The sequence below is a fragment of the Dyadobacter luticola genome, assembly GCF_005860805.1.
Lineage (GTDB): Bacteria > Bacteroidota > Bacteroidia > Cytophagales > Spirosomataceae > Dyadobacter > Dyadobacter luticola.
Genome location: NZ_VCEJ01000002.1, coordinates 638,669 through 652,528 on the forward strand (window position 1 = coordinate 638,669; position 13,860 = coordinate 652,528).

General features: G+C 46.4%; 13 protein-coding genes. 10 read left to right on the forward strand and 3 right to left on the reverse strand.

Annotated elements, in window-relative coordinates:
• Nucleotides 1-11: 11 nt before the first annotated feature.
• The gene (gene purL, locus FEN17_RS02655; RefSeq protein WP_138363751.1) at nucleotides 12-3,674 is read left to right on the forward strand and encodes a phosphoribosylformylglycinamidine synthase; all 3,663 of its coding nucleotides are present in this window, start codon (nucleotides 12-14) and stop codon (nucleotides 3,672-3,674) included.
• A 57-nt stretch (nucleotides 3,675-3,731) separates the two neighbouring features.
• Here purL and FEN17_RS02660 read toward each other — a convergent pair whose 3' ends face one another.
• Nucleotides 3,732-5,306, reverse strand: a complete 1,575-nt coding sequence (locus FEN17_RS02660; protein ID WP_171037822.1) for a DUF8451 domain-containing protein — start codon at nucleotides 5,304-5,306, stop codon at nucleotides 3,732-3,734.
• A gap of 170 nt (nucleotides 5,307-5,476) precedes the next feature.
• Here FEN17_RS02660 and FEN17_RS02665 point away from each other — a divergent pair, with 170 nt between their 5' ends.
• Nucleotides 5,477-6,208, forward strand: coding sequence for a hypothetical protein (locus FEN17_RS02665; RefSeq protein ID WP_138363752.1), 732 nt, complete (start codon nucleotides 5,477-5,479; stop codon nucleotides 6,206-6,208).
• A 75-nt stretch (nucleotides 6,209-6,283) separates the two neighbouring features.
• Entirely contained in the window at nucleotides 6,284-6,835 is a 552-nt protein-coding gene (locus FEN17_RS02670) for a Fic family protein (RefSeq protein WP_138363753.1), read from the forward strand.
• A 7-nt stretch (nucleotides 6,836-6,842) separates the two neighbouring features.
• Here the strand turns inward: FEN17_RS02670 and FEN17_RS02675 are convergent, their stop codons facing one another.
• A complete protein-coding gene (locus FEN17_RS02675) occupies nucleotides 6,843-7,022 on the reverse strand; it encodes a hypothetical protein (protein WP_138363754.1) in 180 nt (59 codons plus the stop codon).
• Between the two features lie 178 nt (nucleotides 7,023-7,200).
• On the opposite strand from FEN17_RS02675, the gene FEN17_RS02680 reads away from it, so the two are divergent.
• From FEN17_RS02680 to FEN17_RS02695, 4 genes are all read left to right on the forward strand, one after another.
• Complete coding sequence (locus FEN17_RS02680) at nucleotides 7,201-7,728, forward strand: hypothetical protein (RefSeq protein WP_138363755.1); 528 nt, start codon at nucleotides 7,201-7,203, stop codon at nucleotides 7,726-7,728.
• Nucleotides 7,729-7,743: 15 nt separating this feature from the next.
• Nucleotides 7,744-8,496 (forward strand): hypothetical protein, encoded by a 753-nt coding sequence (locus FEN17_RS02685; protein ID WP_138363756.1) that lies wholly within the window; start codon nucleotides 7,744-7,746, stop codon nucleotides 8,494-8,496.
• A 232-nt stretch (nucleotides 8,497-8,728) separates the two neighbouring features.
• The gene (locus tag FEN17_RS02690) at nucleotides 8,729-8,980 is read left to right on the forward strand and encodes a hypothetical protein (protein WP_138363757.1); all 252 of its coding nucleotides are present in this window, start codon (nucleotides 8,729-8,731) and stop codon (nucleotides 8,978-8,980) included.
• 68 nt (nucleotides 8,981-9,048) lie between these two features.
• Complete coding sequence (locus tag FEN17_RS02695; RefSeq protein WP_171037823.1) at nucleotides 9,049-11,022, forward strand: amidohydrolase family protein; 1,974 nt, start codon at nucleotides 9,049-9,051, stop codon at nucleotides 11,020-11,022.
• A 134-nt stretch (nucleotides 11,023-11,156) separates the two neighbouring features.
• Here the strand turns inward: FEN17_RS02695 and FEN17_RS02700 are convergent, their stop codons facing one another.
• The gene (locus FEN17_RS02700) at nucleotides 11,157-12,512 is read right to left on the reverse strand and encodes an alpha-L-fucosidase (RefSeq protein WP_138363759.1); all 1,356 of its coding nucleotides are present in this window, start codon (nucleotides 12,510-12,512) and stop codon (nucleotides 11,157-11,159) included.
• Between the two features lie 169 nt (nucleotides 12,513-12,681).
• Here FEN17_RS02700 and FEN17_RS02705 point away from each other — a divergent pair, with 169 nt between their 5' ends.
• The 3 genes from FEN17_RS02705 to FEN17_RS02715 are packed head-to-tail and all read left to right on the forward strand — an operon-like array spanning nucleotide 12,682 to nucleotide 13,860.
• On the forward strand, nucleotides 12,682-12,876 hold the full coding sequence (locus tag FEN17_RS02705) for a hypothetical protein (RefSeq protein WP_138363760.1): 195 nt from the start codon (nucleotides 12,682-12,684) through the stop codon (nucleotides 12,874-12,876).
• A complete protein-coding gene (locus FEN17_RS02710) occupies nucleotides 12,876-13,337 on the forward strand; it encodes a nucleotidyl transferase AbiEii/AbiGii toxin family protein (RefSeq protein ID WP_138363761.1) in 462 nt (153 codons plus the stop codon). Before FEN17_RS02705 ends, FEN17_RS02710 begins: the two co-directional genes overlap by 1 nt.
• A complete protein-coding gene (locus tag FEN17_RS02715; protein ID WP_138363762.1) occupies nucleotides 13,324-13,860 on the forward strand; it encodes a DinB family protein in 537 nt (178 codons plus the stop codon). Before FEN17_RS02710 ends, FEN17_RS02715 begins: the two co-directional genes overlap by 14 nt.

The window sequence follows — 13,860 nt, forward strand, 5'->3', positions numbered from 1 at the left end:
AATACGATACCATGATATACTTTTTTGCAGACACCCAAAACACTGTCTTTGCGTTACAAGTTGAACGATCGCTGACAGACACCGATATCTCAAAATTAAGCTGGCTTTTTGGCGGCGCAGAACTCCGGGATGAGCAAACCATCACGGAGTTTTTTGTTGGTCCCCGTGCCGCGATGATCACGCCGTGGAGTACCAATGCCGTGGAAATCACGCAGAATATGGACATTCAGGGCATTATTCGCATTGAAGAATTTAAAAAAGTAGATGAGGATTTCTCTGGTTTCGACCCCATGCTTTCGCAAAAATACAGCGAGCTGAACCAGGATATATATACGATTAATATCCAGCCTGAGCCGATCCTGGAAGTCGATGACATTGCGGCATATAACAAGCAGGAAGGACTTTCGCTGAGTGATGAGGAAGTGGATTATCTGAATAATCTTGCTGAGAAGTTAAATCGCAAATTGACTGATTCAGAGGTTTTTGGTTTTTCTCAAGTGAACTCCGAACATTGCCGTCACAAGATTTTCAATGGCGTGTTCGTGATTGACGGCGAAGAGCAGCCGATTTCGCTTTTCAAATTGATCCGCAAAACTTCCGAAGCCAATCCAAATTCAATTGTTTCGGCATATAAGGATAATGTTGCTTTTGTAAAAGGCCCTGTTATCCAGCAATTTGCGCCAAAAAAACCGGATGTTCCTGAATACTACGAGATCAAAGATTTTGAATCGGTACTTTCTTTGAAAGCCGAAACACACAACTTCCCAACAACCGTTGAACCATTCAATGGTGCTGCGACAGGTTCTGGCGGAGAAATTCGGGATAGATTAGCGGGTGGACAAGGTTCTTTGCCGCTGGCGGGGACTGCGGTTTATATGACGGCATTGTCGCGTTTGGAAGAAAATCGTCCGTGGGAAAATGGCGTGGAAGAACGCCAGTGGCTGTACCAAACTCCGATGGACATTCTGATCAAAGCTTCAAATGGTGCGACGGATTTTGGAAACAAATTCGGCCAACCGCTGATCGCAGGCTCGGTTTTGACATTTGAACATGAAGAAAACGGTCGCAAGCTGGGTTACGATAAAGTGATTATGCAGGCTGGCGGAGTGGGGTATGGAAAGGCGGATCAGGCGAAAAAGCATACACCCGAAATTGGCGACCAGATCGTCGTGATGGGCGGTGAAAATTATCGGATTGGAATGGGCGGCGCGGCGGTTTCTTCTGCGGATACCGGCGCATTTGGTTCTGGAATTGAGTTAAATGCGATCCAACGCTCCAATCCTGAAATGCAAAAACGTGTAGCCAATGCTGTTCGCGGGATGGTTGAAAGTGGCAACAATACGATTGTGTCGATTCATGACCACGGCGCGGGCGGACACTTGAACTGTCTTTCTGAGCTGGTTGAAGAAACCGGTGGAAATATTGATCTGGACAAATTGCCGGTTGGTGACCCGACGCTTTCTGCCAAAGAAATCATCGGTAACGAATCCCAGGAAAGAATGGGACTTGTGATCGGCAAGGAAAATCTTGAAACCTTGAAACGTATTGCCGACCGCGAGCGCGCGCCGCTTTACCAGGTAGGGGAAGTGACTGGCAGTCATCGGTTTACATTCGAATCGGAGAAGACCGGTGCCAAGCCGATGGACCTGAAAATGGAAGATATGTTTGGCAGCTCGCCCAAAACGGTGATGGCTGACAAAACCATTGATAGAAATTATGAGCCTGTCACTTACGAAGTTGAAAAACTTCACGAGTATTTGGAGCAACTGCTTCAATTGGAAGCAGTTGCATCCAAAGACTGGCTGACAAATAAAGTAGATCGCTGCGTAGGCGGCCACGTTGCCAAACAGCAATGCGCCGGACCATTGCAATTACCTTTAAACAATGTAGGCGTAATGGCATTGGACTTCCAGGGAAAAGATGGCATCGCAACTTCCATCGGTCACGCACCGCTTTCGGCATTGATTGACCCGGCGGCCGGAAGTCGCAACGCCATTGCCGAGGCGCTTTCTAACATTGTCTGGGCGCCTTTGAAGGATAACCTGGCCAGCGTGTCGCTATCTGCCAACTGGATGTGGGCTTGCAAAAATGAGGGCGAAGATGCACGTTTATATAAAGCTGTGAAAGCCTGCTCTGATTTTGCTATCAGTCTGGGAATCAACATTCCGACCGGGAAAGATTCACTTTCGATGAAGCAAAAATACAAAGGCGACGAGGTAATCGCGCCGGGCACGGTGATCATTTCCGCGGCTGGACATTGCGATGATATCCGCGCGGTAGTTGAGCCGGTTTTGAAAAAAACGGGCGGGTCGATTTATTATATCAATTTGTCTGGTGACACTTACAAATTGGGCGGCTCGTCTTTTGCGCAGATATTGAACAAAATTGGGGATCAAACACCTGACATTCAAAGTGCAGATGATCTCAAAAATGCATTCAATGTAATCCAACAGCTAATCAAAGAAGGCAAAATTCAGGCTGGTCACGATATTGGCAGCGGCGGTTTGATCACGACTCTCTTGGAAATGTGTTTTGCAGACCGCGATCTTGGCGCATCGATCGATTTGTCAAGTCTCGGCGATCAGGATATCATTGAAAAACTCTTTGCAGAAAATATTGGAATCGTCTTCCAGGCCGATGAATCGGTGGAAAACACGCTTGAAGCCAGCGGTGTCAACTTCCATAAAATCGGGACTGTAAACCTGGCTTCCACATTAACCGTGAAAGATGCGGCTGGCAAATGGGATTTTGACATTGACCAGCTTCGCGATGTCTGGTTCAAAACTTCGTATTTGCTGGATAAAAAACAAACCAAGCCGGAATTGGCAAAAGAGCGTTTCGACAACTACAAACACCACTTGTTGCGCTACAAATTTCCTGCGCAGTTTGATGGTAAAAAACCAGTTATCGACGAATCAAAACCTCGTCCCAAAGCAGCAGTTCTCCGCGAAAAAGGCAGCAACTCCGAGCGGGAATTGGCCAATGCGATGTACCTGGCCGGTTTTGATGTCAAAGACGTCCACATGACGGACCTAATTTCGGGCCGTGAACCTTTGGAGGACATTCAATTCATCGGCGCGGTAGGAGGGTTCTCGAACTCGGATGTACTTGGTTCTGCAAAGGGTTGGGCGGGCGCATTTTTATATAATGATAAGGCGAGGATCGCGCTGGAAAATTTCTTCAAACGTGAAGATACCTTGTCAGTGGGCGTTTGTAACGGTTGCCAGTTGTTCGTCGAGCTGGGCTTGATCAACATCGGCCACGACGTGAAACCGAAAATGCTGCACAACGCCAGCGGCAAGCACGAAAGCATTTTCACTTCCCTGACCATCCAGCCCAACAAATCGGTGATGCTGTCGTCACTGGCAGGCTCCACATTGGGCGTCTGGGTATCTCACGGCGAAGGTCGCTTCGAGTTCCCGTATACCGAAGACCGTTACAGCATCGTCGCCAAATACGGCTACGAAACTTACCCGGCCTGCCCCAACGGTTCCGGCTTCAACACCGCAATGCTCTGCGATGAAACCGGCAGGCATTTGGTGATGATGCCGCATATTGAGCGGTCGCTGTTCCAGTGGCACTGGGCAAATTATCCGGATGGGAGGAGGGATGAGGTGAGTCCGTGGATGGAGGCGTTTGTGAATGCGCGGGAGTGGGTTGAAAATAAGAAGTAAAAGTTCTTACCATATTAAAGAAGAAAGCGAGTTGTCAAGTTTTGCTTGACAACTCGCTTAGTTATCAGTCTCAATCAGTCTATTCTCAAAAAATTCAGTTGTGTAATATCCTCCGGTTTTTGGTGGGCCAACAAATCGGATCACGTTCAATGCTTTAAGTCTCTTTATGTGCCGCTCAACTGTCGCTCGGGATTTTCCCATTAACGAAGCAATTTTATCCGATCTTAAACCCTCATTTTTAATAACTAAAAAGGTCAATTGCGTCATTTCAAATTTCATTGATTCAGAGAAATCTTCGGTTTTGTCTTCTTCAACTTCAAGTAGGCGGCAAATAAGTGTTGATAAAAGACGAAGATCTCCCTGAACAGTGTAGTATCGGGCTTCCGGCTCCCTTAAAGAAAACTTATTTACTCCCTCAAATACTCCCTCATTTACTCCCTCATTTACTCCCTCAGTCTTACCAGCTGGTATCGGAATCTTGGTTTTAAATGTGATTCCTTCTATAAATATCGGCAATCTGTTTCCCGCATAGCGATTTGTCAGACGATTTACGTTCAGAACTCCGGAACCTAGTTCATCAACGCGCCCCAGCTGTATGAAAAACTTTGCGATAACAGGATTTTTTGGAAACGGAGTAAAGCGGTCGGGGTCAATCAAGCCTTCTCCATGTGGATTATTGGCGTTTTCAGTTTCAACATAATTATTTCCGATAATGAATGTGCATGGATAGGCGTTGGTGTACTCTCGGTGCACAATGATATTTGCAGCGACTTCGCGGAATATAGCGGTTCTCAAGCTAATGCGCTGATCTTCTTGCATATAAAACTTGTCAGGTAGATGCTTTTCAACAAAACTCATAAGTTGCTCATACGCTTCTACCAAGTTTGTCTGAATGTAATTTCTGTCGTCGTACCGGTCTTTGTTATTTATCCTGACCAGCGCGTCAATTTTATAATGAGGTAATATCTGGTTAATCGTGTCGTCTTTTCCGAAAATCAGCGCAGCCGCGAGGGTGTATCCTTCCAATCCTGTGTGAAAATCCTTTTTCCAGAGTCCGGCAGTGGTTAGAAGTCGCTTATCATCTAGTATAAGCCACGGATGATCGGGATTGTTACTGCGAATTAAGCTTCTCACTTTCGAGAAAAGCGCCGGGTTAAAATCTTCAAATTTCAGTTCCGGGTAGACAATGTTCTCGGTGTAGTGTGCCCGCTTTTGATTGAATATCTCTGCAATTTGTTGAGGTTCAGTTACCTTGAAATCTCCATCACCACTTCTTTTGTATATAAAATTGGATGTCTTATGAACCTGGGAGCTCGCAGGTACTTGTAAGTGGATGATCCATTTTTCATCTACAAAATGTTTATGTGGAGAAAGGATAAACGTTGGAGTAATTTTTGTCGGATTATTCGAAAGCGCAGCGAGGTCAACGATCATTCTATTTACCTGCTCGGGCTCTATGCCGGTGATTTCGCCAGCATCATTTACGCCCAACAAAATTTCTCCACCCTCATAATTCAGCATTGCGCAAATTGTTTCAAAGAGACTCCCGGGAAGGTCGGATCTAGCCTCCTTAAATTCTAGTCGCACGCTTTCCTTTTCTCGTAAAAGCGACATCAATCTTTCTATCTTCATTCCAGTAAAGTTTTCCCTTCTTTACTTCATTGAATACGGCTTTTACTACCTACAAAAAAACGAATTAGCCAGCGTGGGAGTTTGGGTGATTAAACGGTAAATTTCAAACCTGCTTCCTGGCTCGGAAACTTTAACAATGTTATAACTGAAGGCTCAACAAACTCTCTATCATGACAGCCCAAACCCTCAACACCCAACTCCTCGAACTCTACCAAAAATACACCGCCTCCATCTACGCCCAAACCTGGGAAGACAATGTTTCAGCGCCCTTGCTAATGCATGTTTTTGATGAGTACTGCGAAATGGAAAATAAGATTCTTTTCGTGGGGCAAGAAACATTCGGGTGGCATTCTATGTCTGCAAAACCGAACGTTTCGGAGTTGCTGCTAATGTACAAAGGCTTTCAACTTGGCAAGCCCAGCGAGCTGCGAGAGGGAAGAAAACAGCGCATTCTGTCCAGCCCGTTTTGGAATTTTTGCCGCAGTTGTTTTTATGATTTGAATCGTAATGTCGGTGGTGTTACTAACAAAACAAACGGCTTCCTCTGGACCAACATTTCCAAATTCGATTGCAACAGTACCACGCCATCGTACGATCTGCAAGAGCGAAACAAGGAAGGTTTTGAATTGTTGAAAGCCGAAATCACCATTTTGAAACCCGATGTGGTGGTGTTTCTCACTGGCTCCAAATACGACAACCGCATTGATGCGGTGTTCAATCCCATCCGCAAAATCATTTTGCCCGAAGGATATTTGTATCAGCTCTCCACCGCCGACGGCTCGCTGCCGCCCCGCACTTTCCAAACCAAGCATCCCAGAACATTACTAGGCTCCCGCCGGAATAAAATGCCGAATCGGTATCGGGAGGTTTTGGGGAAGGTTGGGGAATGGGCGTTTTGTTAGCTCGGGAAAGCTGGTCAAAGAAAGATTGCCGTTTTCATGCAAAAATGCTTTCTTGAAGAATAGTTCAATATTCCGATGAACGACGGGACCGACTACACGCCTTCCATTGATGATAATCTGCTGGATATTTCTGATAAGGAACTGTTGAACCTGTACGAAACCAGCGGAATTGCTAAATGCGAGATTTTGATTCAGGAACTGGATTTGGCGACGGATCTTGATATTAGCCTGATTTTGGAAATTCATAGGACAGCTTTTTCCGAATTGTATAGTTGGGCTGGTAAATGGAGAAACATTGAGGTCCAGGTTGGTAAGTTGTCCCCACCGCATCCATCGCAGGTTCCGGCGTTGATGTACCAATTTGCCGACGACATCAATTACAGGTTGAAAAGGGTGGAAGAGAAGCAGGGGATTGCTGAGCTACTAACCTATTTGCATCACCGTTTTGTGTGGATTCACCCTTTCAACAATGGAAATGGACGAACGGCGCGGTTACTTTTAAATGCTGCTGCGATGCTCAAAGGCTTTGAGCCGATTAAGTTATATCACCGTGAGGGAGAGGCTAGAACGAAGTACATTGGAAGCTTTGAGAAAGGCAGATCAGGGCGATATGCGTGCACTTACTGACCTGATTTTAATCGAACTTACGCCCCTTTAACTCCGCTTCCCGCAACAACGCGATCACGATAGCCTTGACCTGCGCCTCGGGCACCTCCTGGTTTTCCAATGCCATGCTGCCACTTACAGATTCGGTGATCATGGAAGTGACGTAGGCTTTCTGGCGCAGTTTGGCGTATTTTTCGAAGAGTTTCATAGTTTAAATATAGGAATTTAAATGGTAAGTAAGAATGAGTTTAATCGGGTCAAGGAAACCTAGAGTTGTTCGAATTTAACGTAAATTTTGAATGGGGATCAATATGTGTCCAGGTAAAATATGAATCAATGTGATAAATTAGTTGCATAATGTTTCTATTATTTAGTTGTTGATTGAAATGGCAGAACAATTACCCGATTGGTTAGTAAGAATGCAAAACGGCACAATCGGCGAAGCTAGGGCCAAAGCATTCTTGATTGACCGCTTTTGGATCTTAGAAAGATCAGTTGATATTGACGGTGTCGATTTGCTCATTCAGCGAAGGATTACGAGGCAAAATAGATATGATAGGGAAAACCCTCGATATGGACTCGTCCAAGTTAAATTTTTCGGCTCGGTAAATACGTCTCATTACATTAGAAAGGAATATGTTTGTTATGAGGATGATTCTGCTCGTGACGATTTTTTTGTACTATGTCATTCGGGTGATGAGGGTCAGGCTCAAACATTTATTCTTACAGCGGACGAAATTTTGAAGAATTTTAATTTGTCCGATTATCAGGGAGTTGTAGCATATAGACTTCCTTATACAAGCTTTCATAAAGATTCAAACTTTTTAGTGTCATCTAGTAAACTGGCGCTGGACAGAATTGAAAATCAATTGAGGCAAGCGGATTTTACTAGAAATAGACAATTTATATCTTAGAGGTACGACTATTCGATGGAAAGTCTAGCGACTACTTCACCTGAATTTTGTGAACCACTTGATAATACTTATGGCGATATTCCGGAACAGTTTGGAATTATTAAAGGTATCGTTTCCAATGCTATGTATGAGATGTCAGAAGTTATGGACATTTTGGAACTAGTGATGAAAGAAACAGATCCTTTAAAAGCCTTGACCCTTAGTTTCGAGATAAATTCTGGCCTTGCTGATGGATATGGGAGTTGGGGAAAGGAACTGGCAAATGCATTGTGGGATCAGCATTTCTATTCTGTTTGTAAGGAGCATAAGGAGAAGATTGATTTTTTGAAATCAAATCACATATTAGATAGATTTATATTGGCAAGACAAGAATTGCAAGAAGCTATTGTGCGCTTTCTGTGTGATAACCTTCCACAAGACCAAGATCTCGTGCACCGGGTTGTAATAACTTTTTTGCCGGATACACTTCGGCAAATACAGGTGCAAAATTCCTTAATCCATGCTACAAAGTACTGGGATACTGATTTACAATTTGATCAAAGATTTAATAGGTTGTTGGTGCCAGAAAGTTGTGGCACTAGGAAGATTGAGGCTGGACAAGTGGAGATTTTCTGGATGCCGGCTATATATCTCGAAAGTGAAAGGAAGTTTGGAAAGTTGTCTGTTAGTATTGAAGATTTTTATCGCGTAACAGACTTTATCATATATGCTGAGGGAATGGAGGGTATCTACAACAGTCTCATGGCGAGCAGAGCATCGAAAAATTAGGTGAGCCAGATTCTAGATAGCAATGAATACCGTTAAAAAATTCCCCCGCCCCCAATTTGCATCCCACCAAATTTCTCCCGGATATGCGACCTCCAAAAAAATAGTCTTTATGAAAAATCTTGAAAGTTTTGCCCTGTTATGGTGTGAGGACCGCGAAAGCACCTCGAGCGATGACTACTTCGCTTGGACACCTTAGGCAGGGCATTTTTTATCCATCCAAAAAAATAGTCTTATGTCCAACCAACAAACCAATCCCGAGTCCGCCGACGCGCAGTCCGCCGACTCGAAATGCCTGGCCTACGGCCAACAAGTAAAAGAATTGCTTAGCGCAAGTTCGCCCGACGCTTGGTGCGATCACCTTTGGTCAATGTACGGTGGTTACGTCCTCGCTCAGAAAGAGTTGGGTTACAGCGCAGAAGCACCCAATGTCTTTTGGTCATTCCGTGATTTGCTTTTTTTCTTTGAAGGAATGAAGGAGAAATGAGCGAGTGGGTGGATGACTGAATGAGTGAATGTTTTGATACTCACGTTCTTCTATTACTTCTCAACAAAATGAAAAAGCTCACATTATTCACACTTCTGATTTTCATTTCTTTTACCCCGGTGGTTCTGGCTGGCGGCATGCCTGCGGATAGCGGGGTTTTTATTTTGCATAAGTTTCAGCAGCGCATTGGGCGGGAGGTTTACCGGGTTTCGGGGGAGAATGGCGCGATGCGGTATGATGTTGATTTTAAGTTTGTTGATCGCGGGAGTCCGGTGCCGCTTACTGCCATGATTCGCTTGAATGCGGCTTTTGAGCCGGTGGATTTTTTTGCGGAGGGTAAAACTTCGCGGCTTTCGCAGATCAAAGATTCCATTCACATTGAAAATGGTACCGCATTTGTCTCGGCGGCTGATACGGTTTTTACGCAAAAAGTAGATAAAAATACATTTCCCATCGACGGGTATTCCCCGGCCACAGCGCAGGAATTGTTGCTGAAATTCTGGAAAAAAAGAGGTCAGCCTGCCCACATTACCACCTTGCCAGCGGGCGATTTGCAGATCCTGAAAGACGGAACCGACCAGTTTACCCTCGCCGGGAAGAAAGTCACATTGACGCGATATATGGTCAGCGGGCTGATCTGGGGCAATGAAATGCTTTGGGCCGATGGCGACGACAACCTTGCGTGCATTCTGACGATCGATGCCGAGGGCGACAAAACCGAGATGGTGCGGGAGGTTTATGAGCCTTTGCTCGATGAATTTATCAGCCGCGGCGCTGCTTATGGCATGGCCGCTTTTGCCAAAACGATGACCCAAACTGAAAACGCGAATGTGCCGGTTCTGATCCGCGGAGGCCAGGTGATCGACATAATCAATGGCGTGGCGGCGCAAAATGATGTGCTGATCGAAAACCGGCGAATCAGTAAAATCGGTAAAAACCTGACAGCGCCGAAAAACGCAAAGGTGATCGACGCGACCGGAAAAACGGTGCTGCCCGGACTTTGGGACATGCATGCGCATTTCGAGCAGACGGAGTGGGGGCCGGCCTACCTCGCCGCCGGCGTAACAACCGTGCGTGACTGTGGCAACGAAATCGGCTTCATCGCCGCCACGCAAAAAGCGATCGACACCGGCAAAGGAGTCGGCCCGAAGATTTTGATGGCGGGTATCATCGACGGAAAAGGGCCGATCGCATTGGGCGTGATCCAGGCCAATACGCCCGATGAGGCGATAAAAGCGGTGCGGAATTACAAGGAAAAGGGTTTCGATCAGATCAAAATTTACAGCTCCATCAAGCCTGAAATCCTGAAAGTGATCAGCGACGAAGCCCACCGCCTGGGCCTGACCGTCACCGGGCACGTGCCGCAGGGCATGAACCTCCGGCAGGCCGCCGGGCTGGGCATGGATATGGTTAACCACCTGCCGTATGTCACCCAGCTGATGAAGCGCGACACGTTGCGCAGGATCGATTTTGCGGATACGGCCAGCATTTCGGCGATCGAATTTGTAAAGCAAAAACCCCTTGTAGTAGACCCGACCATCGGCGTTTACACCTTATGGTCGCGGAGCCTGAGCGAAGATATTACCCTCTCCGAACCCGCATTTTACACGCTACCGCTCACTTTACAATCACAATTCAAAAGCACCGGCGTCGATTCCGCGACGGCACGGCGGTACAAGCCTGCATTGGAAAGTATGGGAATGTTGGTCAAAAAACTATACGACCAGGGCGTGCCGATCGTAGCCGGCACCGACATGGGTTTTCCCGGATACAGCCTGCCACGAGAACTTGAACTCTACGTCGAAGCTGGCCTCACCCCAGCCCAGGCGCTGAAAACTGCTACGATCACCCCGGCCGAGATCATGGGAAAAGACAAGCAAACCGGCTCAATTGTAGAAGGGAAAGATGCTGATTTGATTATTGTTGACGGAAATCCCCTCACCAGAATCAGGGATGTGCGTAATGTGAAGGTGGTGGTAAAGGGTGGGGTTGTTTATGATCCCGGGGTGCTGCATCGGATGGTTGGGTTTAATGTGAAGTAAATGATGCACTTTGTCATGCTGAGCGCAGTCGAAGTACGTCACTGGCTTGGCACATTGCAAAAAGCGTTGTTCTTAACCAGTAGCGTGCTTCGACTCCGCTCAGCATGACAAGTCGATTGGGCGCTTCGCCTTCCTCACTGCGCCCCGTCAATCCCCGATTTGGACGTCTTAACTTCCTCCGCCACCTTAAACTTTGCCCCAGAAATCTTCAAAACCACCGCATTCGGCCAGGTGCGATTGGTATAAAACCGCTGCCCATTCACCGCGCTCACGGCCAGCCCGAGCGGCGTAGGTGCTGATTTGATGGATGCGTCGAAATTGTTGACGTACTCTACCAGCTCACTTTTGTAGCCGAGTACTTCCACTTTCGTTTGCGCATTCCCTTCAATCATTGGGAAGAGAAATTCGCGGCGCTGGCCATATTTCCATTCGTCGTCGCGCTTTTTGGTGATGAAGGCGTAGATATGTTTTTCGTCGTTCGATTGGATGAACCAGATGTCTTTGTCACGGATGACGGGGAGCGGTTTAACAGCGTATATAGCTTCCCCGTTGGCGAAATTCCAGAGTGCGATTTCCCGCAAAAGTGCTTCCTGCTCGATCTGGATTTCGCCGTTTGGTTTCGGGCCGACGTTTAGTAGGAAGTTACCGCCTTTCGCGCGGATTTCGATGAGCATGTTGATGATCTCGGTGCCCGATTTGTGCGGATCGTTGGTGGGTTTGTATTGCCAGTCGGTGCCCATCGTGTAGCAGGCTTCCCAAGGGCGCGGCTGGGCTTTGTCGGGGATGTTTTGCTCGGGTGTGTTCATGGCGTCGCGGGTGATCACGAGCTCGGGTTGCAGGCTCCATGCATACTCGCGCAGCCCGTCGCCGGGGCCGTCGAAGAACATAATGTCGATTTTGCCGTATTTGGTGAGGAGTTCTTTGATCTGCGCCTTGTCGTATTCCATCAGTTTCGGGTTATTCATCGGAAACTGTCGCTTGTCCTGCAACCGGCCGAGCGGAATGTTGTTTTGATGAAAAAACAGAAAATCTTCCGGTGAAAAATACAGCCCGATCGCAATGCCCTGCTTGCGGAAAGCGGTGATAATCTCCTTCAAAACATCGCGCTTGAAGGGCGTGTTCATGACATTGAACGTCGTCGTTTTGGTATCGAACATGCAAAAACCGGCATGGTGCTTGGTCGTGAAAACCACATATTTCATCCCTGCCAGTCGTGCCATCGTCGCCCACTCGTCGGGGTCAAATTTTTTGGGGTTGAAAAACGTAGGGAGTTCATTAATATATTTTTCTACATACTCATCCGAAGCCCCGGCCAGCGAGTGACTGATCACGGTGCCAAGTGAAACATCCACATTCCAGTGAATGAACATGCCGAAACCCAAGTCCTGGAACCATTTGACGCGGTCGGGTTTGTTGGTGGTTTGCTGGGCGAATGTTGGGTTCGATATGATTAGGAGTAGTACGAGGATTAGGAGTTGTTTGAGGCGCATGGAGTGAAATGTGGTTTTTATAAAGATTGGTTTTGGGTGCATTAATACTCTCTTTACCTTAAATTTTCTTAACCTTCATAGAATTATGCATTCTTGAAATCAAAATATGCATTCTTCGGCATCATCTTTCTGCACATATCCTAATATATTTGATAAAATCAAAGCGAAAATGGATCGGAAAATTGCAATGGTTAAGCGGCAGATTGACATGAAAACTGCCGATCAAGCGGATGATGATTTGAGGTACTGGTTAGGCAAAACGCCGCAAGAACGAATTGCGGCGGTGACTTTCCTGGTGAATCAGCGCTTGAAGCCTTCTGAGCGAATGGATAAGACCTTCTTTACTCAACGAAAAATGAAATAATGCAGCTGGCATCGGACTTTGAGGATTTCATATCGCTTCTGAACAAACATTCGGTAGAGTATCTTGTCGTCGGAGGATATGCGATGGCATTTCATGGCCGGCCTCGTTTTACAGGTGATCTCGATATCTGGATTAATATATCCGACCGTAATGCAGAAAAGATGCTTGTGGTTTTGGTTGAGTTTGGCTTCGCTTCATTAGGTTACCAAAAGGATGATTTTTTGAAGGAAAATATCATTAATCAGATTGGTTATCCCCCACTGAGAATTGACATTCTAACCTCAATAGATGGAGTGACATTCAGCGAGGCAGTTGAGCATCGAAAAGTAATTTTAGTAGATTCAATAAAGGTGCCTTTTATTGGCCTCAGCCAGCTCATAGCAAACAAAAAGGCATCTAATAGACCACAAGATATTGCCGATGTAATCGCATTAAAATCGAATGACAATGATATCGAATAGCGACACACTTATGATGACCATCAAATCCAGCCTCTGGCAGCAATTCGGCGCCGGCATCAACACCCTAGGCAACGCCATCGAACGCTGCCCTTTGGAAGTCTGGGAGGATAAAAAACGCTTCTTTTACATTGCGTACCATGCCGTAATCCTGACGGATTATTATCTCACCATTCCATCGCCAGAGGAATTTCATGCGATTTTACCCTTCTCTTTCACTGAACCTGATGAAATACCTGACGGCGTTTTGGGGGACATGGTGCCTGACAAGCATTACACCCAGCCAGAAATGCTGGGCTATATCGACGAAGTGCGCATTAAATGCCAGAATGTAATTTTCGGATTGACCGAAGAGAAATTAAGCGAGCGCTGGATCGAGCCGAGCGGGGATATGGATTACGCGGTCTTGGAAATTTTACTTTACAATTTGCGGCATGTTCAACATCACGCCGCGCAGCTGAATATGTTGCTGAGGCAGGAAGCACATATGCGGTCGGAGTGGGTTTTTCGGGTGGATGAAGATTGA

What these genes read in the sequence shown, in the direction of transcription:
- purL (WP_138363751.1), top strand. Translation starts at nt 12, where the DNA reads ATGATATACTTTTTTGCAGACACCCAAAACACTGTCTTTGCGTTACAA.
- FEN17_RS02660 (WP_171037822.1), bottom strand. Translation starts at nt 5,306, where the DNA reads ATGAAGATAGAAAGATTGATGTCGCTTTTACGAGAAAAGGAAAGCGTG.
- FEN17_RS02665 (WP_138363752.1), top strand. Translation starts at nt 5,477, where the DNA reads ATGACAGCCCAAACCCTCAACACCCAACTCCTCGAACTCTACCAAAAA.
- FEN17_RS02670 (WP_138363753.1), top strand. Translation starts at nt 6,284, where the DNA reads ATGAACGACGGGACCGACTACACGCCTTCCATTGATGATAATCTGCTG.
- FEN17_RS02675 (WP_138363754.1), bottom strand. Translation starts at nt 7,022, where the DNA reads ATGAAACTCTTCGAAAAATACGCCAAACTGCGCCAGAAAGCCTACGTC.
- FEN17_RS02680 (WP_138363755.1), top strand. Translation starts at nt 7,201, where the DNA reads ATGGCAGAACAATTACCCGATTGGTTAGTAAGAATGCAAAACGGCACA.
- FEN17_RS02685 (WP_138363756.1), top strand. Translation starts at nt 7,744, where the DNA reads ATGGAAAGTCTAGCGACTACTTCACCTGAATTTTGTGAACCACTTGAT.
- FEN17_RS02690 (WP_138363757.1), top strand. Translation starts at nt 8,729, where the DNA reads ATGTCCAACCAACAAACCAATCCCGAGTCCGCCGACGCGCAGTCCGCC.
- FEN17_RS02695 (WP_171037823.1), top strand. Translation starts at nt 9,049, where the DNA reads ATGAAAAAGCTCACATTATTCACACTTCTGATTTTCATTTCTTTTACC.
- FEN17_RS02700 (WP_138363759.1), bottom strand. Translation starts at nt 12,512, where the DNA reads ATGCGCCTCAAACAACTCCTAATCCTCGTACTACTCCTAATCATATCG.
- FEN17_RS02705 (WP_138363760.1), top strand. Translation starts at nt 12,682, where the DNA reads ATGGATCGGAAAATTGCAATGGTTAAGCGGCAGATTGACATGAAAACT.
- FEN17_RS02710 (WP_138363761.1), top strand. Translation starts at nt 12,876, where the DNA reads ATGCAGCTGGCATCGGACTTTGAGGATTTCATATCGCTTCTGAACAAA.
- FEN17_RS02715 (WP_138363762.1), top strand. Translation starts at nt 13,324, where the DNA reads ATGATATCGAATAGCGACACACTTATGATGACCATCAAATCCAGCCTC.